27 protein-coding genes and 2 pseudogenes are annotated in these 25154 nt (G+C 41.9%); 8 read left to right on the top strand and 21 right to left on the bottom strand.

Features of this window, described 5'->3' with window-relative positions:
- The first annotated feature begins 313 nt into the window (after positions 1-313).
- Together AC0QUU_RS09380 and AC0QUU_RS09375 are read left to right on the top strand one after the other, a co-directional pair.
- Positions 314-640, top strand: a complete 327-nt coding sequence (locus AC0QUU_RS09380; protein ID WP_474542329.1) for a hypothetical protein — start codon at positions 314-316, stop codon at positions 638-640.
- Positions 640-1290, top strand: a complete 651-nt coding sequence (locus AC0QUU_RS09375; RefSeq protein WP_474542327.1) for a hypothetical protein — start codon at positions 640-642, stop codon at positions 1288-1290. Before AC0QUU_RS09380 ends, AC0QUU_RS09375 begins: the two co-directional genes overlap by 1 nt.
- 97 nt (positions 1291-1387) lie before the next feature.
- On the opposite strand, the gene AC0QUU_RS09370 is transcribed toward AC0QUU_RS09375, so the two are convergent.
- From AC0QUU_RS09370 to AC0QUU_RS09350, 5 genes are all read right to left on the bottom strand, one after another.
- Complete coding sequence (locus AC0QUU_RS09370; protein ID WP_474542325.1) at positions 1388-2653, bottom strand: tyrosine-type recombinase/integrase; 1266 nt, start codon at positions 2651-2653, stop codon at positions 1388-1390.
- A 165-nt stretch (positions 2654-2818) separates the two neighbouring features.
- On the bottom strand, positions 2819-3109 hold the full coding sequence (locus tag AC0QUU_RS09365; RefSeq protein ID WP_474542323.1) for an excisionase: 291 nt from the start codon (positions 3107-3109) through the stop codon (positions 2819-2821).
- An 84-nt stretch (positions 3110-3193) separates the two neighbouring features.
- A complete protein-coding gene (locus AC0QUU_RS09360) occupies positions 3194-3400 on the bottom strand; it encodes an excisionase (RefSeq protein WP_474542321.1) in 207 nt (68 codons plus the stop codon).
- 133 nt (positions 3401-3533) lie between these two features.
- A complete protein-coding gene (locus AC0QUU_RS09355; protein WP_474542320.1) occupies positions 3534-4472 on the bottom strand; it encodes an N-acetylmuramoyl-L-alanine amidase in 939 nt (312 codons plus the stop codon).
- On the bottom strand, positions 4472-4894 hold the full coding sequence (locus AC0QUU_RS09350; protein ID WP_474542318.1) for a phage holin family protein: 423 nt from the start codon (positions 4892-4894) through the stop codon (positions 4472-4474). The genes AC0QUU_RS09355 and AC0QUU_RS09350 overlap by 1 nt, the downstream gene beginning before the upstream one ends.
- 233 nt (positions 4895-5127) lie before the next feature.
- On the opposite strand from AC0QUU_RS09350, the gene istA reads away from it, so the two are divergent.
- The 3 genes from istA to AC0QUU_RS09335 are packed head-to-tail and all read left to right on the top strand — an operon-like array spanning position 5128 to position 7816.
- On the top strand, positions 5128-6687 hold the full coding sequence (gene istA / locus AC0QUU_RS09345) for an IS21 family transposase (RefSeq protein ID WP_474542316.1): 1560 nt from the start codon (positions 5128-5130) through the stop codon (positions 6685-6687).
- On the top strand, positions 6684-7475 hold the full coding sequence (locus AC0QUU_RS09340; RefSeq protein WP_033125733.1) for an ATP-binding protein: 792 nt from the start codon (positions 6684-6686) through the stop codon (positions 7473-7475). Before istA ends, AC0QUU_RS09340 begins: the two co-directional genes overlap by 4 nt.
- Positions 7472-7816 (top strand): hypothetical protein, encoded by a 345-nt coding sequence (locus AC0QUU_RS09335; RefSeq protein WP_474542313.1) that lies wholly within the window; start codon positions 7472-7474, stop codon positions 7814-7816. Before AC0QUU_RS09340 ends, AC0QUU_RS09335 begins: the two co-directional genes overlap by 4 nt.
- 412 nt (positions 7817-8228) lie before the next feature.
- Here the strand turns inward: AC0QUU_RS09335 and AC0QUU_RS09330 are convergent, their stop codons facing one another.
- Positions 8229-9782 (bottom strand): Mu transposase domain-containing protein, encoded by a 1554-nt coding sequence (locus AC0QUU_RS09330; protein ID WP_474542311.1) that lies wholly within the window; start codon positions 9780-9782, stop codon positions 8229-8231.
- Between the two features lie 162 nt (positions 9783-9944).
- Here AC0QUU_RS09330 and AC0QUU_RS09325 point away from each other — a divergent pair.
- Positions 9945-10154 (top strand): annotated as a pseudogene (locus tag AC0QUU_RS09325) (transposase domain-containing protein); the annotation flags it as partial.
- A 578-nt stretch (positions 10155-10732) separates the two neighbouring features.
- On the opposite strand, the gene AC0QUU_RS09320 reads toward AC0QUU_RS09325, so the two are convergent.
- The 13 genes from AC0QUU_RS09320 to AC0QUU_RS09260 all read right to left on the bottom strand — a co-directional run bounded on the left by AC0QUU_RS09320 (position 10733) and on the right by AC0QUU_RS09260 (position 22097).
- Positions 10733-11287 (bottom strand): hypothetical protein, encoded by a 555-nt coding sequence (locus AC0QUU_RS09320; RefSeq protein ID WP_474542309.1) that lies wholly within the window; start codon positions 11285-11287, stop codon positions 10733-10735.
- 78 nt (positions 11288-11365) lie between these two features.
- Positions 11366-12502, bottom strand: a complete 1137-nt coding sequence (locus AC0QUU_RS09315; protein ID WP_474542308.1) for a YcjF family protein — start codon at positions 12500-12502, stop codon at positions 11366-11368.
- Positions 12502-12717: a hypothetical protein gene (locus AC0QUU_RS09310; protein ID WP_474542307.1), complete on the bottom strand. Its 216-nt coding sequence runs from the start codon at positions 12715-12717 to the stop codon at positions 12502-12504. Before AC0QUU_RS09310 ends, AC0QUU_RS09315 begins: the two co-directional genes overlap by 1 nt.
- A 172-nt stretch (positions 12718-12889) precedes the next feature.
- A complete protein-coding gene (locus AC0QUU_RS09305) occupies positions 12890-14659 on the bottom strand; it encodes a DUF262 domain-containing protein (RefSeq protein ID WP_474542306.1) in 1770 nt (589 codons plus the stop codon).
- Between the two features lie 321 nt (positions 14660-14980).
- Positions 14981-15889 carry an IS3 family transposase gene (locus tag AC0QUU_RS09300; RefSeq protein ID WP_474542304.1) on the bottom strand — a complete coding sequence of 303 codons (909 nt, stop codon included), beginning with the start codon at positions 15887-15889 and terminating at the stop codon, positions 14981-14983.
- Positions 15886-16218: a transposase gene (locus AC0QUU_RS09295; protein ID WP_474542302.1), complete on the bottom strand. Its 333-nt coding sequence runs from the start codon at positions 16216-16218 to the stop codon at positions 15886-15888. The genes AC0QUU_RS09300 and AC0QUU_RS09295 overlap by 4 nt, the downstream gene beginning before the upstream one ends.
- A 65-nt stretch (positions 16219-16283) precedes the next feature.
- A complete protein-coding gene (locus AC0QUU_RS09290) occupies positions 16284-16580 on the bottom strand; it encodes a hypothetical protein (RefSeq protein WP_474542301.1) in 297 nt (98 codons plus the stop codon).
- A gap of 87 nt (positions 16581-16667) precedes the next feature.
- Positions 16668-17006 (bottom strand): hypothetical protein, encoded by a 339-nt coding sequence (locus AC0QUU_RS09285; protein WP_474542299.1) that lies wholly within the window; start codon positions 17004-17006, stop codon positions 16668-16670.
- Between the two features lie 506 nt (positions 17007-17512).
- Positions 17513-17680, bottom strand: a complete 168-nt coding sequence (locus tag AC0QUU_RS09280) for a hypothetical protein (protein WP_474542298.1) — start codon at positions 17678-17680, stop codon at positions 17513-17515.
- A 136-nt stretch (positions 17681-17816) separates the two neighbouring features.
- On the bottom strand, positions 17817-18704 hold the full coding sequence (locus AC0QUU_RS09275; RefSeq protein WP_474542297.1) for a Fic family protein: 888 nt from the start codon (positions 18702-18704) through the stop codon (positions 17817-17819).
- A 324-nt stretch (positions 18705-19028) separates the two neighbouring features.
- Positions 19029-20279, bottom strand: coding sequence for an MFS transporter (locus tag AC0QUU_RS09270; RefSeq protein WP_474542296.1), 1251 nt, complete (start codon positions 20277-20279; stop codon positions 19029-19031).
- Between the two features lie 126 nt (positions 20280-20405).
- Positions 20406-20837: a MarR family winged helix-turn-helix transcriptional regulator gene (locus tag AC0QUU_RS09265; protein ID WP_474542295.1), complete on the bottom strand. Its 432-nt coding sequence runs from the start codon at positions 20835-20837 to the stop codon at positions 20406-20408.
- Positions 20838-21233: 396 nt separating this feature from the next.
- Positions 21234-22097 (bottom strand): FKBP-type peptidyl-prolyl cis-trans isomerase, encoded by an 864-nt coding sequence (locus AC0QUU_RS09260; RefSeq protein ID WP_474542294.1) that lies wholly within the window; start codon positions 22095-22097, stop codon positions 21234-21236.
- A gap of 307 nt (positions 22098-22404) precedes the next feature.
- Here AC0QUU_RS09260 and AC0QUU_RS09255 point away from each other — a divergent pair, with 307 nt between their 5' ends.
- The gene (locus tag AC0QUU_RS09255; protein WP_474542293.1) at positions 22405-23088 is read left to right on the top strand and encodes an iron-containing alcohol dehydrogenase; all 684 of its coding nucleotides are present in this window, start codon (positions 22405-22407) and stop codon (positions 23086-23088) included.
- 179 nt (positions 23089-23267) lie between these two features.
- Positions 23268-23549: pseudogene (locus AC0QUU_RS09250) on the top strand (aldehyde dehydrogenase family protein); the annotation flags it as partial.
- A gap of 19 nt (positions 23550-23568) precedes the next feature.
- Here the strand turns inward: AC0QUU_RS09250 and AC0QUU_RS09245 are convergent.
- Together AC0QUU_RS09245 and AC0QUU_RS09240 are read right to left on the bottom strand one after the other, a co-directional pair.
- On the bottom strand, positions 23569-24354 hold the full coding sequence (locus AC0QUU_RS09245; protein WP_474542291.1) for a DUF3307 domain-containing protein: 786 nt from the start codon (positions 24352-24354) through the stop codon (positions 23569-23571).
- Positions 24347-25027, bottom strand: coding sequence for a SatD family protein (locus AC0QUU_RS09240; protein WP_474542289.1), 681 nt, complete (start codon positions 25025-25027; stop codon positions 24347-24349). The genes AC0QUU_RS09245 and AC0QUU_RS09240 overlap by 8 nt, the downstream gene beginning before the upstream one ends.
- Between the last annotated feature and the right edge of the window lie 127 nt (positions 25028-25154).

Raw genomic sequence — 25154 nt, 5'->3', positions numbered from 1 at the left:
TGCCCTGTTTTGCCACAATTTGCCGAGTATGTAATTGCCTCTGAGATTGTTAAAACAATCACAGAATAAGCAAAACGCAGCAAATCGAGGCAAGTTGAGGCCGTCAAAAGTAGTAAAAACGTAGTAAGAATGAAGGTGTGTTACTACTGCAATATTCTATCATACTCACATCACTTTAGATAGTAAAATAAAACAGAATCTGGATAATGCCTATGCCATCTACTGGAATTTTATAAATTAATTAAATATTTAAATTTTGTAAATGTTATTGTCAAACATAGTTCTAAAACATATAATGAAATAAAACTTTTGAATGATTGCATACAGACCATTGCAATTGCATGAACATGGTTACTCAAGTGGTATGCACCACACCATTACAGCGATGGAGGAATTGATTTTGTACCTAAATAATACAACCAAAAAGCTTTTAGAAAAATCAATAGGGAAGAGTATACACGAATTATCACAAATGGATGCAGATGAAGAACGAGCTTATGTTATTTCAAGAATCGGAAAAGTTCCAATTTTTTCCAAAAAAGCTGATTCACGAATGCGCGGACGTGGAAATCCTTTAATTGCCAGAAGAAGGATTTGTACAATGGATGATATTGATAAAAGAATTATGGAGTTGAAATAATGGAACCTGAAACCCCCTTAGAAATACACAGTTCAGTTTTATCAGATTACACAGAATTACTTGATGTCGTTTTTCGTATGTATATTGAAGATATTAATCCCTTTATTGTAAGATTTGAAGTTTCAAAGGGTGAATTTCCTGCTGAACTTCAAAATGAAATCCGAGCAATATATGGACATCTTATTCGCGCCTCAATGGCTAATACTCCCGAACAAGTACAACGTAACATCGAAAAAATGAGGTCACATTCTAAAAGAGCGTTGTTAGATTGTTTTAAATATACCAGTATTCTTTGCTCTGATAACTATGATAGTTTTATGAAACGGTATGAAAGTATAGATTTAACCTATCTAGAAAATGGAAAATTTTTGCCTGATGTTGTAACGAAATGCAAAAATGCAAGGGAAGCATTACAAGTTGCTAAAATTGCTGAAACATCAAACATCTCAGAGGATGATTTATTTGCTCTTTATCAAGATGCATATAGGCAATTCGAAGAGTTGGATACCAAAATTCAAGAAACGGAAGAAGCTGCAGCTTTTCTCCAACACAAAGCTACAAAAAAAGACTTTATTTCAAAAATATCCCTTTGGGCAGGTATTGCAGGTTTGATCGTGGGAGTAATTGGTATTGCTATCAATTTCATTTAATTTTTACATATTCTGAGCCTATTCCTTGATGTGAATAGGTTCTTTTTTATTTATCTAAAACGTCCTGCTAAAGCAGAGCGCATTCATTCTTTCCATATTATATCGCCCGGAACATTTTCTGTGAAACTGCCCCTTCCCCATTTAACTTCTCCATCTCCTTTCTGGCGTTCTCCAGTTCTTCCACCCGCTTTAGCTCATCCATGGCATCCTCCAGCCCCAGATGGGTATAGGTGTTCAGCGTTACTCCGATATCACTATGCCCCATCAGATACTGGAGCGTCTTTGGATTCATACCTGACTTCGCCATATTGCTGCAATATGTGTGGCGGCAGACATGAGGGGTTATATTCGGTATCTGAACTCGGTAAATGTCATTGTATCGTTTTACCATATGGTTAAATCGATGCTCCCAATGCATCGCCACCAATGGAAGGCCCTCTTTATCTGTAAACAGAAATCCTGTGTATCCGTCCACCACTTTCTCATATCTTGGTGCTTCCCGGTCCTTGATGATAGCCCGGAAACACAGGAATACATCTTCAGACATAGGCAGTTTTCTGGTTCCTGCATTGGTTTTCGTTGACTCGATAACCAACCGCATATCGGAAGTTCTTTGTAGCTGATGGTCAATGTTTATGATTCGATTCTTCATATCCAAATCTTTCAATGTTAGTCCACAAAATTCCGAGATACGCATTCCTGTATGAAAAAGGATATAAACTACTTCGTAATACTTACAGTATACATTATCGTCATGGACAAATTTCAAGAACTGTCGCATCTGTTTTCTGGTAATAGCTTCCCTGGTCACGCTATCATTGACTACCACCGTAGCAAGTTCAAAGCCAAATGGATTTTTGCGGAGAACATCATCATCAACTGCCATCTGAAAAGCAGGCCGCAGCACGCCGCGGACCGTCTTGATCGTGCTGTACCTTCTGCCGTCTTGCTGAAGTTTGATTAGGAACAGCTTTGCGTCCGAAGTCTTGACCTGGGAAATCTTCTTCCCATTAAATGGCTCCTTTTTCATAAGGTTCTTCACAAATTTGTAATTCGCCAGGGTATTCGGCTTTACCCCTGTTTTTGTTGACAGATACCTTTCTACCAGTTCCTCCACTGTCATGTTTTTTCCTGTGGGATCTGACAGTGAATCCAGGTCATAGCCGATCTGCTTTTCCAGTTCCCGAAGAGACAGGCATGGTTTTTTCCCTGTTGGCAGTTTGTCCGTTGGCTCTAGCCGCCAACTGTATACAAAGTGCGGCTTTCCATTTATGTGGTATTTGAACTGGTATTTTCCATCTGCTCGGATGGATTCTCCCCTCCGGAGAACTCTATGCTTGGAGTCACGCCTCCTACTAGTCATCAGCTTCCCCTCCTTTTCAATTCTGGGTGCGTATTCAGGTATTTCTGGAATTCCGACCGAATGATCAGTTTCCTCGTCCCATACATTGCCAGAAATCCCAGCTTCTGGTTTTCTTTCAGCAGTTTATAAAACTTTCTTCTGCTAAGTACAAATAATTCAATCGTCTCATTCGGATTTAATACATCTTTTTTCTGAAGAATCGGTTTGCTCATCTGGTTCATCCTCACTTTCTCCATTGATTAAAAATTCAATATATTCTTCAAATTTTTCCCGAACAATAAGGTAACGCCCACACATTCTAATTGCAAACTTACCATCATTGTTTTCTGACATTCTTCTTATCTTCTTAATTCCGATGTTGAAATAAGCTGCTGCTTCATTTACTGTCAGCATATATTTTTCACTGATCGGAATCTCTACCTTCCGACTACCTAAAGTCTTATGAATTTCCTGCATTTTGACACCTCCCGTTTCTTTACTTATGACATTCATCACTCTATTCAGGGAAAATAGCAACTACTTTCAGCAGATAAAAAGAAATTAGATCGTAGAAGATTCATCTATAAATTTCTCAAATTTTGTGCGGATTATGAGATACCGATTCCCGCTATAAATGGCAAATCTTCCAATATTATCTTCGGCTAATCTACGCATCTTTTTTGTTCCAATGCCAAAATATAATGCAGCTTCTTTGATTGATAACATATATTTTTTATCAATAGAAATATTCAATGCATTTCCTTCCATATTAATCATCTCCCTTTTATTTATTCAGATATTTCTTCCTAAATAAAGACGGAAAAGTAAACCCCCTATAAACGGACATAAAAATAAACCCACCAGAGAAAAATCCCCAGTGGGTAACTAATTGTATTTTCTATTAACATTTAGAAACATAGTCGAGAGAAATCCATCCGGCTCCGCTCTTGAGTTTTCCCCATTTAGAAGCACCTTGACCAGAAGATTCTGCAACGATTGTAAAGATGCCTTTCCCCGTATATTTTCCTGTTCTGGCATAATTCGTTCCAGGCCCTTTACGAATATTCAGATCTGAAATAGATATCTGAACGAAATAAGGGCAGTCCGAGCTCCCAGAAGAAGTCTGCTTTCCGGTGTAGATCTTATTTCCCTTTTCATCGAATACAAAATAGCCATCATTGGAGTCTGCACATTTCTTGGCATTATCCAGATTGTTAAATGCTCCCTTCTGACTCTTGGCATCCGACCAGTTTTTGCGGACACGGTATAAGACCGATCCTGCCGATCCTGAAGAAGAACCTCCCAGTGTTGCCGTTACCCTGGAGGCCAGATCCCCAAGACGAGAATACAGCCAGTCTCCCGGACAGGACTTGTTTGCAAACCAGCGATGGACGGTAAGTACCATCTCATCGGACTTTGGAGAATAGTTCAGCGTTTTGGTCTTGTCCCTCAGCCAGAGAAGTTTCTTCTTCCCATTCCTTTTACAAATGTCCGTACAAAGTTTCACGAGGGAATTGTAAACGGCTGTGGTCATTGCGTAGGGATGATTCAAATCGCTGGCGCACTCGATAGTAACAGCCCGCTGGTCATTGGCGCTACTGGAAGAACACCAAGAGCGGTTCTTCTCCTCCACGCAAAGTGCAATCTTCCCATCCTTTCCGATACCATAATTACAACTGGCCTCTCTGGAAGGACTGGTAAAGCATCCACAGATGCTCTCCGCTGTCAGCTGGCCGACTACACAGTGGGGCGTGATCCGGTCAATGGAATGTGTCCTTTGCCCGGAATGGTTGGGACTTAATTTTGTGTAAGATACGAGGGAACTGTTTGTGTATGCCATTATTCATTACCTTCCTTTCCGTTTTCTGCTCTATCATAAAGTTGTTCTAATACCGTTTTGATCTTTTCCGGGATCGGAAGCCCCAAATGACCAGCATTCTCCAGCAGGCTCACCCCTTCATTGGAGATATAGAAAAAGATGACCGCTGTCCGTAAGACTGCCCCGGTGCCGATCACCTGCACATCGATGATGTTTGCAATCCCGACCAGCAGGAAGATCAGTACTTTACGGAAGATCCCCTTGAATCCAACTGCACTGGATAATTTTCTGTCGATGATGGCGCACATCACACCCGTGATGTAGTCGATCACCACAAAGGCAATAAGCGCATACAGCAGCCCATCACTGCCTCCGAGAAAATATCCCAGCCAGCCGCCCACAGCGGTAAAAATGAGTTGAATAGTGTTCCAAAATTCTTTCATGGTGCATTCCTCCTTTGAAATTTGGGTATGAAAAAAGCGGCTGCTCCAAAGAACAGTCGCTGATTTCGAGTGTAAATAACGGTCGCTCGTGACACACTGCACGGTTTAACTGTACCACCCTGCCGCTAATTCTGTACCATCTTACCGGTTGGCTGTACCAGCCGCTAAAGTTCTCCTTATAATGATTGTGGCACACCTAATGTGTGACTACTATTATAAGGAGGGCGATAATCATGGTAGATTATCGAGAAATCCTGAGGCTTCATAATCTCGGGTATTCACAGCGGGTGATCACATCATCTGTTCATAGTTCCCGCAGTACTGTCAAAGAAGTAATCGACTTAGCCAATGCGCTGAAGATCGAGTGGCCTCTGGATGCAAATGTTACTAACTCAGACCTGAAGTTACTCCTGTACCCTGCCCGGGCAGAGAAGAATTCCAACCGTATGCCCATTGACTTCCCGTGGATTCACAGGGAACTTGCAAAGAAAGGCGTTACGATGACACTTCTTTGGACAGAGTACTGCGAGCAGGCTTATGCCGCAGGGAAGCAGCCGTACATGAGTACACAGTTTGGTGACCTCTACCGCAAATGGGCAAGAGTCAGCAAGGCAACCATGCGTATTTCCCGAAAGCCTGGAGAGACCTTCGAGGTTGACTGGGCTGGTACAACCGTTGACATTCACGACAGTGTTACCGGCGAAATCACTCCGGCTTATCTCTTCGTGGGAGTATTGTCTTGCAGCAGCCTTGTATATGCGGAACTCTGCCGGGATATGAAGTCGGAGAACTTTATCCTCTGCCATGTCCATGCCTATGAGTACTTTGGTGGCGTAACCCGTTTGGTTGTGCCGGATAACCTCAAGACCGGAGTAACCAAGAATACCCGTTATGAAACCGTCATTCCCAGAGCCTACCAGGAAATGGCCGATCATTACGATACGGCGATTGTCCCGGCCCGGCCAAAGGCTCCTGACGACAAACCAAATGCAGAGGGTTCCGTGAAGTTTGCCACGACCTGGATCCTTGCCGCCATCAGGAATTATCACTTCCTCTCTTTTGAAGAGGCTTATGCCACCGTAAAAGAGAAGCTTGAGGCTCTGAACAATAAGTCTTTCAAGACCCGGAAAGGGAACCGCCACACGGCATATGAAGAGGAAGAACGCAGTTTTATGCATCCGCTTCCTCCCGCACCGTACGAGCTGGCTACATGGAGCACAGCGAAGATCCACAACGACTATACGATCACCGATGGCCTCAATCGTTATTCGGTGCCCTTTGACCTGATCGGCGAGACCGTAGACATCCGCACTACAAGAGATACCGTGGAAGTGTTCTTCCGTGGCGGACGCGTTGCTTCCCATGTGCGCTTAAAAAAGGCCCAGCGCGATGCTGTTATGGTGCCGGGACATATGCCGGAAGCACACCGCAGATACCTCTCTTACAACAAAGACGCTTTCCTCTCATGGGCTGAGTCGGCAGGCTCCTCTGTTTCCGCAGTGATCCGTCAATTCCTAGAAGCCGGGAAGGAGCCGGAGCAGGGCTATAAATACTGTGTAAGCCTTATGAAGGCTGCAGACAGATATGGCCTTGCTCGTGTGGATGCCGCCTGTGAACGTGCATTAGCCTTTTCATCGACACCTGCGCTGAGGAGCATCCTCACCATTCTCAAAAACGGACAGGATAGGATTCCCCTCAATCAAGCCGCTGAAGCACCTGTGCCGAAAAATGGCACCCGCCACGGGATCACACGAGGCGCTGATGCTTTCCGGAAAGGGGGTGCAAACATATGATCAACCAGTCAACGATTGATACCCTCAAGCAGATGCGGTTCTCAGCCATGGCCAAAGAACTGGAGTCCCAGCTGAGCGATCCTGATACCTACAGCAGTCTCGGCTTCGAGGAGCGGATCGCTCTCCTGGTCGATGCAGAGTGGAACCGCCGCCAGGCCAATAAGCTCGCCAAATGCATCCGTGATGCCGGATTTTCAGCGCCAAATGCTTGTATGGAAGAGATCGAATACCATCCGGACCGTAAGCTGGACAAGACGCAGCTGACACGCTTCTCTACCTGCAAGTATATCGATGACGGGCGGCATATCATCCTGAGTGGTGCCTGCGGCAGCGGCAAGACGTACATTGCATGTGCACTTGGCAATGCTGCCTGCAGAAAATTTAAAAAAGTACGTTACGTACGCCTTCCTGAGCTTCTGGAAGAACTGAATGTCGCTAAGGGCACCGGTGAATTCCGGAAAACCATTGCTTCTTACCTGAAAGTGGATCTTCTCATCCTTGATGAATGGCTCATCCGCCCGTTGGTACAGCAGGAATCCTATAACCTGCTTGAGGTTGTGGAAGCACGGATCAAAAGCCAGAAGGGATCCATGATCTTCTGTTCCCAGTATCATACGGACGAATGGTATGGCAGGCTCGACCCCGCATCAGCGGAAGGGAGCCCGATTTCCGAAGCGATCATGGACAGGATCATCCACAACGCCTATGACGTTTTTATTGATGGCCACGTCTCCATGCGAAAACGCCATGGGATCCAGACATCCGGAGAGGATGGTGATGGCAAATGATCCGGGATGATTACACCGCATGGGACGAATGCCCCGATATTGATAACTGCGAACTGATCCAATCCTTCCTGGAACTCGTAGACTCCATGGTGAAAGACATCCAGCATCTGAAAGCTGAGACCGTAAAGGCCAGATATGAATTGAGCCAGAAGCTTGATCCGGAACATCAGTGGACCACTGGAGCTGATATTCTTTCTGATCTGGATACCCCGCATTACGATAACCTGGCGTACCAGGAGTACATGAGGATCTACTATGATGGCGGAGATCCAATGTCATTTAAGGAGCATGTGGATTCCATGATAAGGATTGCCCAGGGTCAGGATGACGACCGGTATTAAGTTGTCAAGGTAATAATCTATAGTCATCAGCGTATGTGCTGGAATGACTCTATGTAAGATGTCCTGAAAACATCAGGTCATCGGCTGTGGAGTCAACGCTCCATCAGCACGGAATGCGTTTGCTTTGTTTAGCTGTCATTCATCTGGCAGGATGGCACTTGTCAATGTCGTAGTTGCGTCAGCGAGGCGATAACAGCCATTGCAAGCTCCATTCTCGCCAGATACCGTCTTTAGGCAAAGTAATCGAATATCGAGTGGATCAACCATCCGAAAGGATGGTTCACTTCACCGGAAAAGTGGTTCGCATCGTTGGCAAAGTGCAGTTGCCGACCGGTACAGCCAACCGGCAAGGCGGTACTCTTGTTTCGGCAGAGTGGTACAGTTAGACCGTACAGATGGTACTAATTCACCGTTATTTACATCGAGAAAATATATAGTTATGCTGTCCGCTTCCACATATAGCAGACAATATAGGGCTGGAGGTTATTATGAGAGCCTCCACCACCTGTGTTCGAGTTGTGTTACAGATATAGGAATAGTTGCATCTCCCAGCTAAAACAGCGTCTTTACAGCAGCGTTCCAGGGCTTCCGGCGAGTACTTCTCCGCATACCGCAGAATACCAAAGCAGCTTCGGAATGACTGCACCGGATAAGCGTATTTCTGAATGACTGCATCGATCAAAGCACGGGTGCTGGGACCGATAGCTGATGCTTTCTGCTGGAAATAAGGCACCGTCCAATAGCCATAGTCTTTGTATTCAGCGGGCATATCCGAGGGGATGATCACCCAGTCTTTCGGTGTGTAGCTCCGCTTATGCGTCCGGATAAAGTCGCCGTGTTTGTTATAGACATAGATTTCTTTTTCCCCTGCCCGGATCTCAAGTTCCTGTCGCAGATATTTCCGTGGCATGCTATAATGGACCTTGTCGAAGGTGAAGGAGAAATCTTGTGCTACTTTAACAGTCTTTCGTTCAAGGTATTCGAAGCGGCTGGGGGGAAGAGGCAGAAGGGTCTCCTTTTCTTCTGTTATAAAGAGGTCGTACCGGGAATAAGTGAGCCCTTCAAAGGACTTCCGGTTCTCAGCATCCACCTTTTCCATCAGGACGCGGTTTAAATCATCCAGGGAATAAAAGATCATATCCTCCATGTCCACCAGGATGTGCATGGTAATGATCTTTACGTGGCCTTCCACGACTGGTTTCCAGCGGGGCGATTTCACTTTGGCAGGGGTTAAAACTGTATTATTGTGTTCTGCCCATGCCTGGAAATCTTTATTCAGTACAGGGCTGATCCAGTCCTTGTTCCGGGCAACTGCTACTTTGCAATTATCCGGGGTGATCGTCGGTGTCACGCCGCCAAAATAGGACAGAGCATTATTATTGACCCGGATCCAGTTCCGGATATCGCATTCGGTCATTCCTTCAGCGTAAAAGTAATCACTATAGGTGAGGGCAGCGATAAAGATCGTGACCTTTGTGGTCTCATCCGGGTTCCGGCGGTTATGCAGATAAAGCTGCTTCCCCGCATAGTCCAGTTCGAGATTGACACCGGGATAACGCTGGATGTGGAAAGTCAGCTGTTTGGAATCAGCCCATTCGCTGTAACGCCTGCAGTACTGGCGATAGCTCATTGGCTTCCTCCCATCTACCACACCTATGGCATTGTATTTCTGCCACAGATGCTTCAGGGTCTCTCCTTTGCGGGCCAGAGCCTTGTAGACAGCTTCCTTGTTAAAATCCCGGTAGAGGAGCTGATCTGCCGATACACCAGGCTTTTTATAAAGCATATTTCCGATGTATTCATTCGTGACATCTGCCGGTAAAGGGTATGAAAGCTCCGGATTCTCTCTGAAACGCTTCAGAAACTCGTTGACAGTTGTTTTGCTGCAGTCGCCGCAGCTTTCGGCGATTTCACGGCAGCTGAGATGGTTCACAAAGTGAAGCCTTAGTACTTTTTTGTAATCCATAGTAGGACCTCCAGATATAATATTTCTCCATTTTAAGGAGATGCGCTTATTATATCTGAAGATCTATTGTCCGGTTAATGTGTACGTACTTGTCCGCTAATTATGTCTCAGACTGTCCGCCGAATATGGCACAGATGTCCGTTTAGCCCGACAATCTGCAATTCTACCAAAGGTGCCAAAGCGAGTGCTCTTTTATACAGCATTGCTGAAAGTGCCAAGGCAAACAGCCTGAAGCCATACGAATACTTTTGTTATCTGTTGACAGAACTTGTGAAGTATCCACGGAACAATGTTCCAACAGAGGTGTTAAAAACTTTAATGCCATGGTCTGAAGAACTGCCAGACCGTTGTCGAAAAACGAAATCAAGGTAAAAAACTCAGTGCCAGCCTTTCGGCTGGCATATTTTTTTAGAAGGACGAATTATTTACCATATACGTATGTAGTCCATTTCTAAACCTCGGAAATTTTCTTAAATCCATTTTCGATATTCAGTTTTATGATAATTACAAGAAGTAAAGTCTAAAGCTTCATGAGGTCATCCCTTTCATAAATCTTTTATTTTTTCCAAGTTCCCTAAATTATTCATAAGCCTATTCATCCTTGCTACAAAATAAAACATTCTGTCAACTCAACTTCATGCAAAATCAGTTTATCACCTTAACCTTATCAATTTTTTATTCTATCAACTCACATCTTTATTTTATTTATCACTCGAATTTCTAAACGAGAATATCAAAGAACCGAAATAATGCTTTAATCTCTCAGAAACGTCCTGTTTTCAGTCCTTTTCAGTATTCAGTTCTGCACCTTTGACATCAATACTATCGTCTTCACATGGCACGAGAGGACAGAAAGTACGTCACTGAACCGATATATCCGTTCATAACAATCAATACTTAGTAGCATATTATTCTATGTTCATCCAAATATATCTACGCTCATTACTTTTCTATCGATTTTTCCATAAATAGAAATCTATCTTCTTTACATCTGAAATCCAGACATAATCCGGCAAAACGGCATTAAATTTTTCAATACAAAATTTTGCCCTATCCGTTTGCATGAAATCTATGTACTGGGTTTCTATTTCAGAATATGTTTTTATCGAATCAAGTAATCTTTTTTCATTTTTGGTAGAAGAAGGTTTTTTCAACCCCAAATTACTCAAAACATATTGATCCCAGATTGGCTTTTCTGGATTTAAAGTTGCCAACATCTTACTCGAAAAAGACGCCTCCACTCTACCAGTACATTCATACATTATTTCTATTATTTCTTTAAAAGTTGCATTCCCGGATTTCATTTTTTGAAATAGGGAATAATATTTTTTTCTCCACTGTTCATCATTACGGACACGGTAAAGTCCATTAAATGTTTTCTGGAAGCCATAATCTTTAGCAACATTGATCTTACGGACAGAATCCATTATAGCCTTATATTTATCCAATTCCATAGCAGACACTATAAATTTCTGCATTACCACATCTGGATTTATCTCTATCACATTTTTCCTCCTGTAAATAGGAAAACAGGTCTATGCTCGGAAATTCAAAACATAATTTTGTTCCTATTCTATTTCCATTTACTTTTTCATCTTCAGTTGTTCTTTAAACAAAATTGACATCGTTTGTTTACCCTTTTTGGTATCAAGATCATCAATGCTCATTTCACCATTGAATACTAATTCCATTATTCCTATGTATGCCTCGCCAAGTGCTGCCGTAATCACTCCCGCTGTTCCTGCCGAAATTGCACCACCAACAACCGTTCCTGCTCCTGGAATAAACTTCAGTAGATTGGTAACAACAGTCTTTCCAAGCAGGGTGGCACTACCCGCACCAATAGATGATGATAATAGTGCAGTGATGATGCTCTTATTCACATCAAATCCAAATATTACTGTAATTGAAGCTATCATACCCACCTGGGTAGGAATCAGCAGAGCACAGTCAGAGAACGGAATAGGCGCAGCTCCTTCACCTGCCGCTGCAACTGCTGCAGTTGCTACCGCTGCCCGTGCATAGCGCTTTTTTTCTTCTAAACATGCAATCTGAACATGTTGAAGTGTATCCATCAATTCTTCTGGAAGAGCCTCTCCCATTACCTTGATTAAGATATCCAATCCATATGCCTTGGCAACTCCTAAGTCCTCAATTTCATAATCTTCTGCGAGCACAGGGATGACCTGGATAATATCCAGATTTTCATTTAACAGAATCTGTCTCATTTCCTGTGCTTTTTTCTTAGAGAAAGACTGAGTAAGCACAACAATGATTGGAACTTGTGTAATCTGATTATCCATCGAAAGTTCTCTAATCCATTCAATCTCTTCCGGCTCGATTCTATTCGATGCAGTATTGATACAGTACCAAATGCAATGAATAGCCTTATTTATATCTTGAGTGGCCAGTCCTTTACTGATAGTATCCATAACTTCCTGTTTTACTTCAGCCTGAACTTCCTTTCCAAGTTCGAATCCTCTAGTGTCATAAATGGAAAGAGGTACGCCTTTCTTGCTGATCTTGCGCATGTGCGTCGTAACGGGTTTTCCCATTCCGGTATCAGCAAATTTCTCTTTAAAAACCGAATTGATAAGTGTACTCTTACCAACACCAGTTTTACCCGCAACAATAATATTTAAAGTGTTAAGATTCTTGATTTTATCCGCTATTGCATTTATTGCTTCTTGAGCAATTTTTTCAGCATCTATTCCTGCCATTATTTATTCTCCTTTGTTTCATTGTCGAATGGAACAATCTCTGGTTCCATTTCATCGAAATCAATATCGTCTATATTCAACGATTTCTTATACGCTTTATTTCCATACTTTTGAATAAGTGACGGTATTACAAGAAATCCAACTACAGTCAATATACTTCCAACAATAAACCACTCTAATTTTCCAAATCTATCCTTTTTCTCTTTTTTCTTCATAATTTATCTCCTTATAAGAGCCCTTGTAATTTCCGCAACCATAAATTTTTGCATTATCGCATATGGATTTATCTCTATCAAATCTCTTTTCTCCTATAAATAGAAAACAGACCTATGCCCAAAAATTCCAAAACATAATCCTGTTCTTATTTTGCCATAGTCTAATAATAATTTAAATTAATGCCTCCTTCAATGCATCGATTAATAACTTCTCTCTTTCCAAGAAAAACTCTTCAAAGTTCGTAAATTCTACTCCTACATCAGGTATATAATGTTTTTCTTTATAAGCTTTCAGTTTGTCTGCATCAGCATAATTACGGCTCAACCACACTTCAAACTCAACATTACTCTTCTCTTTATTTGGCAGTTCTTCAAGTAACTGAAGATTCCCTATATAATTCACATTGTCCATATAAAAATCAATTTTATCCTCAGAGACTCCCAATTTTTTTAGACGTTTCTTAGTAAATAAGCTTTTCGGGAAAATGTGGTCAATATGAAAATGATTTTTTAAGTCTGCCCACGGATATAGAACAGACATTACAAGTAAAATATCACTGCTACCACATTTTGTATAAAGCAAATTATTTATACTATCATCTGAAAATGAAATATCACGGTTAGTTCCCTTGAACTTATCAACAATCTGTTGAAACGGAAAACCACCTGGATTCTTTAAAATTATGTCACGAAGCGGTTTCAGCAATCCATCTGGAGCAGAACTAAAAGCGTGAAGAAGCTGAGATGCTATAAACCATTTCTTTATCTTCTGACGGTCTTCTTCATATACAGCTGAATCCACAAAATTTGACACATTACCAATTGTCTGTATGTAATATGCAATTGGTATTAAAGCACTATTTGACTGAATATTTTCACGGCTAAACCCGAAGGATGCAATCAATTCGACAGCCAAACGCAAAGAAGATGTGATATCATCCCATTTTTGTTCGACAACAAGCATATTTGTAGAATTAAAATTATCTACTTTGTAAGCAATATCAGGAAAATCCCCTAAAACAAGACATGTTTTCAAAACCATATCCTTCGTAAGATTAAACCCTCTGCCTATCTGATTCAACTCATCAACGATTTCGTTAATAGATTCTCTTGCATCCTTATCCTGCCACTGTGCAATAGCAAAAGATAGTAAAAGATCTGAATAACTCAATGGTGTGCCACCACTATTTACACGAATGAAAATATTAAGAACTTTATCCAATTCAGTACTTTCTTCCAAATAATAGCTAATCGTCTCTTTGCGATGAATAGCCGTAAACAGCTTAAACAATGCCTCGTTTGCAAACATTGCTTTATTCGGATTCGAATGGCTTGTTAATTTGTTTTTTATTAAATAAGTGTTCACCTCATATTCCTGTTTAAAATTAAGTATTTCCCCAACAGGAAACCAAAAATCAATCGCCTGACCGTCCTTATCTACAGCACTATTTGCCTCCATTACTTCTGCTTCAGTCATAAATAAAAACTTATATGTAGAATCCGCTTCTTCATTTTCTGAAAGCAAATTCAAATATAATTTACGTTTTGGATATGCCTGTGGGTTATCCCATCTTTTATAAGAAAGCTTATAAGCATAAGTTCCTTTTAAACCGATATAAAGTGATGTCATTCTCTGTTGACCATCTAAAATGGCAATAACATCATCAGAACCATTTGTATCCGCTTTGGGATTATGCCGTCCATCTTTCTGATGAAAGTTCCTAAGAAATTCGTAAAATTGAAATTCATTTACTTTGTTTTTAGGTACTTTCCAAAACAAGAATGAATTAATGGGATAATCCATCATAATACTATCAAACAGCCTCTCAATCTGTTTAGTACTCCACACAAATTCCCGCTGAATTGACGGAAGCAAATAAGTCTTTGCATCTATATTTTTTATTACTGTATTTATTGTCAAAGCTGTTTGATATGATGACATAATTTTTTCTCCTTTGTTTTTTATTTTTCTTTTTTATTATATCATATTCTTAAAAATTACAGTTCTATAAACATATTTTTTTATCATTTCAAATATTTGTTCTTCATTTTGTTCTATTCATCAATTAATAATTATAAAACAGTCAGTTTTATAATTAAAAAATCCCTCACCATGCTAAAATATTTTTAATTATTATTTCTAAAAATGCTCTTATCAATTTTTTGTAGTTCCATAATCAATGCGACCCCATCTAAAAATCCACTTTTATAATAATGATATTGTCAAGATTAGTTGACACATTTATTTCAAGGATATCACTGACTATGCTACCAGTTCCAAATCCTCATAATACTGTCTGCGTTTTATCATGGGAGGAAGCCCGCCATTGGCAGAGCAGATCCTCCGGTTATTCCAGTAGCTGAGGAAGTATCTCCAAATGAGCGCCTTTAATTCCTCTACCGTCATCTGCCTTGTGTCATAGCGGTCATAAAGGAGCTCTGTCTTCATTCTGGCCCACATACTCTCACAGCGTGCATTATCATGGCAGCGTCCTCCTGCACTGTTCATGCTTTGGTGGATGTGGTGCTCCCGGATGGTCTGGCGGTAAGACTCACTGGTATACTGTGTCCCACGGTCACTGTGGATGATCGCTCCTTCCAATGCGGGATATGCAGTCAGGGCATTTTCCAGTGTTTGGATACACAGATCTGCTTTCATGTTTGTCCCCATTGACAGACCGAGGACGCTAAGATCAAAGCAGTCGAAAATCGCAGATACATACAGTTTCCCATTGCGCGCCGGGATCTCCGTGACATCTGTAATACATTTTTCTAATGGGGCATCTGAATGGAAATCCCGCTTCAACAGATCATCCGATTTCATGGCTTCCCGGTCTGCCTTTGTAAGTCCATTCGGCTTTCTCTTTGGCCGATGGCTCAGGCCGATCTGATCCATAACCCGGTATACGGTCCGTTCACTGGGTATATGTACGCCCTCCGGCTGCTTCAGCAACAGCGCCTGATACATCCGGATCCGTCCATAAGTATCGTTACATTCATCCTCACGGATGATTTCTTTCATGGCATCCGCCAGATCCTGGTACTTCCACGGACGGTCTTTGTTTGCGAGATATTTATAGAAGCCCTGCCGGCTGATACCAAGCATCCGGCAATAAAATGAAATTTTTCCGGTAATCCTGCCGTCCTCTGTTTTCAAAGCGAGAAAGATCATTCTCTGGTTTTTGCTGACTTCCGACGGCTGGCGGCGAAAAAAGCGCTGGCTTCCTCCAGAAATTCATTTTCTCCCTTCAGGCGGCGGATTTCTTTATCCTGCTCCTTCACCCGCTTACGCAGCATGGTAATTTCTTCTGACAGGCTCATTGCACTGGCAGGGGTATGGGAACCTTCCCCAACATCCAGCTTACCAGCTCTTACAGCTTTCAGCCATGTATGGATGGTTCCTTCAGGGATTCCTAATTCTTTAGCAGCCTTAGCGCCGCCGATTTCTTTGGCAAGTTTCACTGCCTGTACTTTGTATTCATGGTCATATTTACGTGCCACTTTGAATACCTCCTTATTCTCTTGGTTTTATTATGAAATCCTTGAGAATAAGCTGTCAACTTTTTTTATACCACACCATCTCTGGTAATCTCCTTTTTTGCCACCTCATGAGATCGTGTTTTCAGCTTTCTTTTATAAGCAATTTCTAAACGCATATTTATGACTTCATCTAAAAAATTCCGTTCTAATTCATCCATCATATCACCTCCCACAATCACTATAAACGGTATATTTACTTCTTTACACTTTGCAATCAGCTTTGGGTAATTCAAATTATATTTTCTGGCTACGCCTGCAACAGACACTTGCCATATTTCATCATACAACTGTTGGCGAGATAATGTTATTGTCTTTTTCGTCATATCAGTAGTCCCCTTTTCTTTCAAACCTTTTCTCTGTATCTGCATATTTGTTTAGCGAAAACGCATATTCGTACAATTCCAGTTCTTCTATTCTGCGTTTTCGCTTAATAGAAAAAGCAAATCTTTTTTCATTTCTTCAAACTGCTCAATAATAGTGCATAAATTCTTTTCGATATTATGAACCTGAATTTCAGATATTCTTCCATACTTATAGGCTATCATTCGCTCCGGAACAATGTGATAGGACCAACTCTCACTCCACTGACTGCGATCACGTTCTTCATTATGCACTGCAAATCCAATTGGCAACAGGTTATTCCTCATTCCAATTCCTACGGCCATTGGAGAAATCCCAAGATAATCACCGGCAATTTTTAATGTAATTTTGGGCATATTTCTGATTTCGTCATCTGTATATTTCGCCATATTTTTACCTCCATTAATTTGATCTTAATTTATTCGTTATCTAACAAGGCTCTCTTCTTATAAAAATTTTATATCACATCGGTATTTTTTTCCATGAAAAAAAGGAGTGGTCATACTCCATCCCCTTTTCTTTCCTCATTAGTAGTAAAACCGTAGTAATCCTACAATAACAAGGTTTTCATTTGCACCAATTTGCACTCATTTATCAAACTATGCATCATACAAGTAGATATTGCCGTGGCACACGAAAAGCACTCGTATCATATTTTAAAGTCCTCCTGATTTGCGTTAGTTTGGCCTGTTTTGCCGCGATTTGCCAGGTATGTAGTTGCCGCTGAGATTGTTAAAGCAATCACAGAATAAGCAAAACGGGGCAAAATGTGGCATATTGAGGCCGTCAAAAGTAGTAAAAACGTAGTAAGAATGAGGGTGTGTTACTACCGTCCTATTTTAGCATATTAGCTTGTCAAGTAAAACATCCTTATTTTATTTCAATACTATAATCTTCATTCTTCCAACATTGCCAGATAGCTGTCCAACCTTGTATTCACGTACCCGGCAAACAACTTTTCCATTGCATTCAGATTATGATTTACATGATATTCATCAAAAGCATTGTAATAAGCAACCCGATCTGTAAATTTAATATCAGTCGGCGGATATCCTGCTTTCATCAGTTCCAGATTTACAAGCAGCTCTCCCGGATCAATACTTTTACAAATTATATTTATGAATAGTCTGCTGTCACTTTGTATCAATATTTTCTAATTGCCAGTTTACTATTTCTCTTTGCGTAATTTGAAAACAATCTTAATACTCAATCCTGAAATAATCCAGATACGCCTTATATCTGTCCTGTGCCGTCAGGCATGTATCTGTCAGATATCCTTTTTCGTTGTCCCATTCTTTCAATCCTCGATAATAGAACAGCTTCAGATTATCTTCGATGATAAACGGAACAATATTGTATTTCAGGCACTCTTTAAACATAATCAATCTGCCCACACGTCCGTTGCCGTCCTGGAACGGGTGAATTCTTTCAAATTTCACATGAAAATCCAGAATATCCTCAAAAGTCTTTTCTTTCCTGGCATTATATTCTGTCAGCAATTCTTTCATCCTGTCAGCAACTTCTTCGGGAAGAGCGGTATTCATACCGCCAACCTCATTTGGCAGTTTCTTATAATTCCCCACCGCAAACCATTCTTTTCTTGAATCGCTGGTTCCGCTTTTCAAAGTCAAATGAAGCTCTTTAATAAACTTCTCTGTCAAAGCAGATTTTGCATGATCTATGATCATATCAATGCAGCGGAAATGATTTGCCGTTTCAATTACGTCATCTACATTGAGCACCTCATTTTCCACGCCAATTGTATTGGTTTCAAAAATGTATCTTGTCTGATCGTGGGTCAGACGGCTGCCTTCTATATGATTTGAGTAATAGGTTAAATCAATCTGCGTTTTATGATAAATCCCCCCTGGATAGTTACTTGATTTCTGCTCCTGTAAAATGTCCAGTAAAGTCATCTTTGCTTTTCTCTTGTTCGAGCGCTCCGGTTTTTCAGCATCTTCGGGAATGTTCCATGCCTTTCCGGTAAGAACTGCTCCATTTACACGTCCTTGAGCGCAATAATTTCTCACGCTGCGCTCCGATATATGCCATTTTTTCGCTGTTTCATTTACTGAAAGATATCCCATACTGCCTCCATTGTAAATCAAATCAATACTTGTACTACTTTATAGAGTATAGCACATATCCGGCAATAAATTCAAATATTCACGATATAACAAAACATATTTTTGCCGTTCTCGAAAATTGTAAATCTTATATTTAAAAATATTATAAAAAAGAACCGAATTCCCCACCTGTCTGAAGGATAACCTTCTTCAGAATACAGAGATTTATATAGCGTTTTAAGGGAGTATTACAGGCAAAAATAAGGCCCGCAGACCATGCATCTATCGCACAGCCCACAGGCAATCCCATTCTCATTTCCGAAAAGCCATAGCTTTATTACTTACTCAGTATCTGACATCTGAAATTCCCAAATCATCTTTTTCTCTCCTGCATTCTGCCGCATATCGTATTGAAACGCCGGTAGTAAGCGCAATCATACACAGACCAGAAATAAAGAACCAGACATTTACCCCTACTCTTTCTGCTATTGGACTGCTGAAAAGTAAACCGATTGGCATTGTAACAGAGGAAATCAGCGTTAGAACCGAAAATGCCCGTCCCATCTTGTCCGGGGATATGGTTTCCTGCATATACGCGGTCAGCGGAATTGTATGGACATTTCCGGAAGCCCCCAAACAGATACAACTTCCTGCAAAGAAAAACCAGCCGGCGTAAACAGGCGGTATGATGCCGCAGAGCAGCGATATAACTCCCATTCCAAACAGACCCATAAAAGAAACTCTGATTTTCCGGTTTATCTTCAGAACACTGGAAAATAAAAGTGAGGATACCATCATGCCGATTGCAAAAGATAACTCTACAGCACTGCCATACATTGCCGATAACTTAAAATAATCGCTTGTCATCAGCGGATAAAGGGAGGATAATGGCGCATAAAAGAACATGCAGAGTGCCTCTGCGATCACGATATAAAAGAGTTTTTTATCTTCTTTGAATACCTGCAGTCCCTCTTTTATTTCTGCTATAAAATGCTGTTCTTCCTGTTCCGTTTTTTCAAGTTCTGGGATTTTAACGACTGCTAACGCAATACTTGCTAAAATTGCTCCTGCCACATCACTCATCAGAACGATTGGCATCGGGAAAATCGCATATAAAGACGCGCCGATTACCGGGCCCAGCAAAAAAGAACCTGAATTCAGAAGCTGCATCCACCCATTGGTTTTTACTAACTGATTTTTGGGTACAAGCTGCGGGATAATTGACTGTATTGCCGGCTGCTGGAACGTACTTCCGATTCCCCGGACACACAGCATAACAAATACTGTCCACACGGGCAGATCAAAAAAGTATAATAATACTGCATAAATAAGCGCAGCCGATCCCATTCCCATATCCGAAAAAACAGAGATAAATTTCCTGTTATAACGGTCAGCCGCAATTCCTGCCAGCGGACTGAATAAGGTCATTGGAAGATAGGCAGCAAACCCTGATATTCCCAACATTAACGGCGAAGATGTTTTCTCGGCAAGCCACCAGATAAGAGCAAACTGAACGCCGTGACTTCCCAGCATTGAAACTGCCTGTCCCAATGCAACAAACATAAACTGAAATTTCCATTTTTGTGTCTTTTCCATATTAAATTGTCCTCTCATTTTCAAAATAGTTTTTCAAACAGGGGACAATATCAAATATGATAATCCCCTTATTGTGCTGCTGCCGACATCAAGCCACCTCCCTTCAAAAGATTTCGGTTTCTGCTTTTACAACATGGCTTCCATATATTTTTTTAAACCGTCACGATATTTTTTCGTAAGCGTCAGATATTGCTGCTGTTCCGCCTCTGTCCATTCATTCCAGATTTTGTTTTCAATCTCATGCAGAGGCATTATTTTTTCCGATGAAAACTTCTTTCCTTTTTCAGTCAGGCAGAGAATTGTGTTTCTGCCTTTTCCCTGTTCCAGATATACAATATCCTCTTTTTCCAATCTGCGGATGGCGGAGTTAATTGTCTGGCGGCTGATACCTGTAAGTTTGCTTATTTCACTTTGCAGACATCTGCCATCCTTCTCACAGAGTACATATAAAATATTCTGAACGCTATCCGAAATTCCCGTTTTTACAGCCGCTTCATGGTATAGGGCGTTGATTTCTCCTGCTAAATAGGTATATTGTCCCGTTTCTAAATAGTGCAAATTTTCATCTCCTTCTTATATGCATATCCGATTTCGTACATTTATTATTATATCCGATTTCGTACATAAGTCAATATTTTTTCAGGGAAATAATGCCTGCCACACCGCTTCAGCCAGAGCGTGAAGAAAACCGCGTGGTCATACCAATACTGGACAAAGACGCACATGTCACCTATTATTGTTCCTGCCGCTCAGATAAAAAACAATTCTTAAAGAAATTTTATCTCAATTTTGCAGAGAACGATTGATTTACAGAGTTTGCAAAAGGGACTGAAAAATGAAACAGATTCCATTTTTCAGTCCCTCATTTTTTGGATTTCTATCCAATGAAAAACAGGAAGAAACCCGGTACGCAACCGGATCACTTCCTGCTCTGCAAAAGCCTGAAATTCTTTATTATTTTACTTCAACCAGCTCAATCCGGAAATTCAGTTCCTTTCCTGCCATCTCATGGTTGGCGTCAAATGTAATCGTTGTTTCATCTTTGGCCGTTACTTTTACCGGGAATGGCTGTCCGAACTGATTTGTCAGATAAACCTGCTGGCCTGCCTCAAGTTCTTCTGCTCCCGGAAGCTGTGCAATCTCAACAGTAAAAACAGCGTTCGGATCCGGCATGCCATAGGCCTCTTCCGGCATCAGATGAACGTCCACAGTCTGGCCCACTTCCATATCAGCTACCGCAGCGTCAAATCCACGGATCATCTGTCCGGCGCCGCAGACAAATTCCAGAGGTTCACCGCGGTCATAAGAAGAATCAAACTGTGTTCCGTCGTTAAACGTTCCTCTGTAATGGGTACGACAGGTCTTTCCTACATTGCGGCCTGTCAGAGCCGGCTGTGATCCGCATCCGCCGCCGCAGCTTTCTCCGCATCCGGATCCACAGGAATGCCCTTCCTCATGATCACCGCAGCTGTGTCCGTCTTCGTGATGGTGATGATCACAGTTTGCTCCGGTGGATACCAGTTCACCTTTCAGATAAGCTTCCACTGCCTGATCCGCATCGCCTTCCGCTCCGGCGCACAGTTCAACCCCTGCTTCAGCAAGCGCTGCCTGCGCTCCGCCGCCGATGCCGCCGCAGATCAGCACATCCACCGACTGTTCAGACAGAAGACCTGCCAGGGCCCCATGTCCCACACCATTGGATCCGATTACTTCACTGGAGATTACTTTATTGTCCTCAACCTCATATACTTTAAAAAACTCGGTTCTTCCAAAATGCTGAAATACATTTCCATTATCATAAGTTACAGCTATTTTCATTTTTATCTCTCCTGCTTTCTGTATATTATTTATCTAACATTATCCCTATTCCAGATATAATGTCAATATATTCTTAAATGATTCTCTTTGTTCCTGTCCGATAGCTGCCGGATTATCAGATGAAAAATACCATCAGAACCGGACGCTGAACACCTGAAAAGTCCATTTTCCCCTCTCTATAGTCTCCTTTCCGTTATATTGACAAACAAAAACCAACTGCTAATATTCTTTCAGGAAAAAAATAAAAATTAAGACGCATAATCTCCGGCGCCGGAAAGGATCTGATATCATGAACCCTCTTAAAAAAATGTACTGCAGGACATTTCAGACAGGATTAAAAATCGCGCTGCCGTTCCTGCCTTACCGGAAACCGAAAATTGTCGGCAGTGTAAAAGCGCTGCCGGAAATCATACAGAAGAAAAAATGCACCGGCGTTCTGATTATTACTGACGCAGGCATCCGGAAACTGGGGCTGACCCGCCGCCTGGAAAAAGCCCTTGATAATGCCGGAATTCCCTATTGCATTTATGATAAAACGGTTGCCAATCCGACTACTGATAATGTGGCTGAAGCCAGAGCACTTTATCTGGATACGGGATGCGACTGCATCATTGGTTTTGGCGGAGGATCCAGCATGGACTGTGCCAAAGCCGTGGGGGCCCGTATTGCAAAACCCAGACAGTCTCTTGCAAAAATGAAAGGGATATTAAAGGTACATAAAAAGCTGCCGCTTCTGATGGCTGTTCCCACAACTGCCGGCACAGGCAGCGAAACTACGCTGGCGGCGGTTATTACTGATGCACAGACCCGCCACAAGTACGCAATCAACGATTTCCCGCTGATTCCCAGATATGCGGTCCTGGATCCGAAGGTCACCTTAAGTCTGCCGCCATTTATCACCGCTACAACAGGTATGGACGCGCTGACCCACGCAGTGGAGGCTTATATTGGCAATTCCACAACCTACGGGACACGCAAAGACGCCCTGTGAGGAAGCCGCCGGCCGTTTTATTCAGGCAGTCAAAGATATGAAGAAGCGATTTGGCATTGGAGATCACATTCCCGAGATTCAGGAAACCGATATTCCCAAGCTGGCGCATTATGCGGATAAAGAGGCAAATCCCCTCTATCCCGTTCCGGTTCTGATGGGTGCGCCGGAACTGGAGCAATTACTTTTTTACTTCCGACAAAGCGGCGGCAAAAGAAATTACTTCCCGCTGCGGTTTCGGCGGCGGCTGTATCAACGACACAATCATTCATCTGGCTACTACGGAAATGGGCTTCGGCGGATTTGGTGAAAGCGGCATGGGCGCTTATCACGGAAAAACCGGATTTGATACCTTTTCGCATTATAAGAGTATTGTGGATAAGAAGACATGGCTTGACCTTCCCATGCGGTATCAGCCTTATCGGAAGATGCATGAGAAAATGGTGAGATTTTTCCTTAAATGACCGGCCTGTCAGTACAGCTTTACAGAAAAATCAGCGCCGCTGCTATTGCGCAGATTGTGCTTAATAATGTTCCGAGCAGATAATATTCTGCAAATACCTGGTCTTTCGCGATCCGGTCATACCGTGCAATGGATTTTGCTGTAAGTACCAGCCCCACTGCCGCGTATTGCCCGATCGCGATAAATATAACCATTATAATCCGCTCCAGTGTACCGATCATCCTGCCGGCATTTCTGTCCGTTCCGTTTTCATCAGGAAGTTTCTTATCAGAGACTTCCTTTTTCTCCGGTCTGTATCCGGAGAGAATATTTGCTATAAGTATATTTGCCGGTTTGTGGATCAGAAGCAGAACAAGTATCCATTTCAGAAAAACCGTTTCTGAAACATCAAATGTATGAAAAAAGAGTTCTGCTTCTTCCCGGTACAATTCCGTAATGTTATTCTGGCCTATCCAGAATGCAATCCCCAGTATCGTGAGCAGATGCGCTGCCTGGTCAATCAGGAAGAGATTGCGTCTGTCATACATACTATTCCTGATTCCGCATCTGGTCTTCAATAAACTGCATACTGCATATTTTATTATGTCTATCGCGGCATGTGCGCCTGCAAAAGCCAGGATATATCTCATCTTCAGGCCGGGCAGGAAAAGAAAGAGCAGAAGCCAGGAACCGGCCGCATAAATCAGACTGTGGAAAACCGTCCACAGAAACTGTTTCTGCTTTTTATCCGCCATCTTCTGGGTCTGAAAATAAAAATCACCCAGCACATGTACACACAGCAGTATGGTAAAAAATAATTTATTCATCCTTTATCTCTCCAAGTATTTCCGCTGCATTTTTTAATGCATTTTCATACGTGTAATATCCGCCTGCCGCAAGCGCCTTCTGTACAGTAGGCTGGGAAATATTCAGCCTGCGTGCTGTATTCTGCTGTCCGTCTTCATACAGAAGCATATCCCAGATAATTTCTCTCTGACGTTTCGTCCAGTTTTTCTCTATCACATATATCAGGTTAAATATAGTATTCAGCATTATTTCTGTTCTGCGGTTTTGTTCACCCATTTTAAAACAGAGTTCTGCCGGAACCGGACGATTTTTCTTCTCCCGCTCTTTCAGGCGTTCAATCGCTTCTCTTGCCCGGTAGTAGCCCGGCCCGTCGGCGCCAAGCGCCATTTCTGCGCGGATATCTGTAGTAATCTGCCCGAATCCAATGCCAAACCGCAGATGCACCGGATAGAGCTGCATCCTGATTTCACTGATTATGTGCAGGACATTTTCTCCGGTATACAAAAGTCCCTGAAATTCATCCCCTAATGTTATAAGAAACCTGGATGCAATATACTCTTCGTACTTTTCATTCACCTGCTCCAGGATCGTCTGCATATGTGTCTGGACTTCTTTTCTGTTTTCCAGATGTCTGGAATCTTTTATATCACCTATTACTGCAACAAACGAATGTCTGGTATCAAAATGATTCATGTTTTCCCCTCCTATATCCTAAGTATATAGCAGAATTCATGAATAATCAAGTTTTATTCATATTTAAGGCTATAAATTAAAAATATAGCTTTATATGCGAATAAAATATCCTATAATTTCATCCTGT

The sequence above is a fragment of the Mediterraneibacter sp. HA8405 genome (assembly GCF_056148955.1).
The sequence above is the reverse complement of the archived record's forward strand: the minus strand, read 5'-3'. Positions and strand labels throughout refer to the sequence as shown.

Bases quoted from the DNA above. Each gene is read 5' to 3' on its own strand.
- AC0QUU_RS09380 (WP_474542329.1), top strand. From the start codon at position 314: ATGATTGCATACAGACCATTGCAATTGCATGAACATGGTTACTCAAGT.
- AC0QUU_RS09375 (WP_474542327.1), top strand. From the start codon at position 640: ATGGAACCTGAAACCCCCTTAGAAATACACAGTTCAGTTTTATCAGAT.
- AC0QUU_RS09370 (WP_474542325.1), bottom strand. From the start codon at position 2,653: ATGACTAGTAGGAGGCGTGACTCCAAGCATAGAGTTCTCCGGAGGGGA.
- AC0QUU_RS09365 (WP_474542323.1), bottom strand. From the start codon at position 3,109: ATGCAGGAAATTCATAAGACTTTAGGTAGTCGGAAGGTAGAGATTCCG.
- AC0QUU_RS09360 (WP_474542321.1), bottom strand. From the start codon at position 3,400: ATGGAAGGAAATGCATTGAATATTTCTATTGATAAAAAATATATGTTA.
- AC0QUU_RS09355 (WP_474542320.1), bottom strand. From the start codon at position 4,472: ATGGCATACACAAACAGTTCCCTCGTATCTTACACAAAATTAAGTCCC.
- AC0QUU_RS09350 (WP_474542318.1), bottom strand. From the start codon at position 4,894: ATGAAAGAATTTTGGAACACTATTCAACTCATTTTTACCGCTGTGGGC.
- istA (WP_474542316.1), top strand. From the start codon at position 5,128: ATGGTAGATTATCGAGAAATCCTGAGGCTTCATAATCTCGGGTATTCA.
- AC0QUU_RS09340 (WP_033125733.1), top strand. From the start codon at position 6,684: ATGATCAACCAGTCAACGATTGATACCCTCAAGCAGATGCGGTTCTCA.
- AC0QUU_RS09335 (WP_474542313.1), top strand. From the start codon at position 7,472: ATGATCCGGGATGATTACACCGCATGGGACGAATGCCCCGATATTGAT.
- AC0QUU_RS09330 (WP_474542311.1), bottom strand. From the start codon at position 9,782: ATGGATTACAAAAAAGTACTAAGGCTTCACTTTGTGAACCATCTCAGC.
- AC0QUU_RS09315 (WP_474542308.1), bottom strand. From the start codon at position 12,502: ATGGCAGGAATAGATGCTGAAAAAATTGCTCAAGAAGCAATAAATGCA.
- AC0QUU_RS09310 (WP_474542307.1), bottom strand. From the start codon at position 12,717: ATGAAGAAAAAAGAGAAAAAGGATAGATTTGGAAAATTAGAGTGGTTT.
- AC0QUU_RS09305 (WP_474542306.1), bottom strand. From the start codon at position 14,659: ATGTCATCATATCAAACAGCTTTGACAATAAATACAGTAATAAAAAAT.
- AC0QUU_RS09300 (WP_474542304.1), bottom strand. From the start codon at position 15,889: ATGATCTTTCTCGCTTTGAAAACAGAGGACGGCAGGATTACCGGAAAA.
- AC0QUU_RS09290 (WP_474542301.1), bottom strand. From the start codon at position 16,580: ATGACGAAAAAGACAATAACATTATCTCGCCAACAGTTGTATGATGAA.
- AC0QUU_RS09285 (WP_474542299.1), bottom strand. From the start codon at position 17,006: ATGGCGAAATATACAGATGACGAAATCAGAAATATGCCCAAAATTACA.
- AC0QUU_RS09280 (WP_474542298.1), bottom strand. From the start codon at position 17,680: ATGAAAGCAGGATATCCGCCGACTGATATTAAATTTACAGATCGGGTT.
- AC0QUU_RS09275 (WP_474542297.1), bottom strand. From the start codon at position 18,704: ATGGGATATCTTTCAGTAAATGAAACAGCGAAAAAATGGCATATATCG.
- AC0QUU_RS09270 (WP_474542296.1), bottom strand. From the start codon at position 20,279: ATGGAAAAGACACAAAAATGGAAATTTCAGTTTATGTTTGTTGCATTG.
- AC0QUU_RS09260 (WP_474542294.1), bottom strand. From the start codon at position 22,097: ATGAAAATAGCTGTAACTTATGATAATGGAAATGTATTTCAGCATTTT.
- AC0QUU_RS09255 (WP_474542293.1), top strand. From the start codon at position 22,405: ATGTACTGCAGGACATTTCAGACAGGATTAAAAATCGCGCTGCCGTTC.
- AC0QUU_RS09245 (WP_474542291.1), bottom strand. From the start codon at position 24,354: ATGAATAAATTATTTTTTACCATACTGCTGTGTGTACATGTGCTGGGT.
- AC0QUU_RS09240 (WP_474542289.1), bottom strand. From the start codon at position 25,027: ATGAATCATTTTGATACCAGACATTCGTTTGTTGCAGTAATAGGTGAT.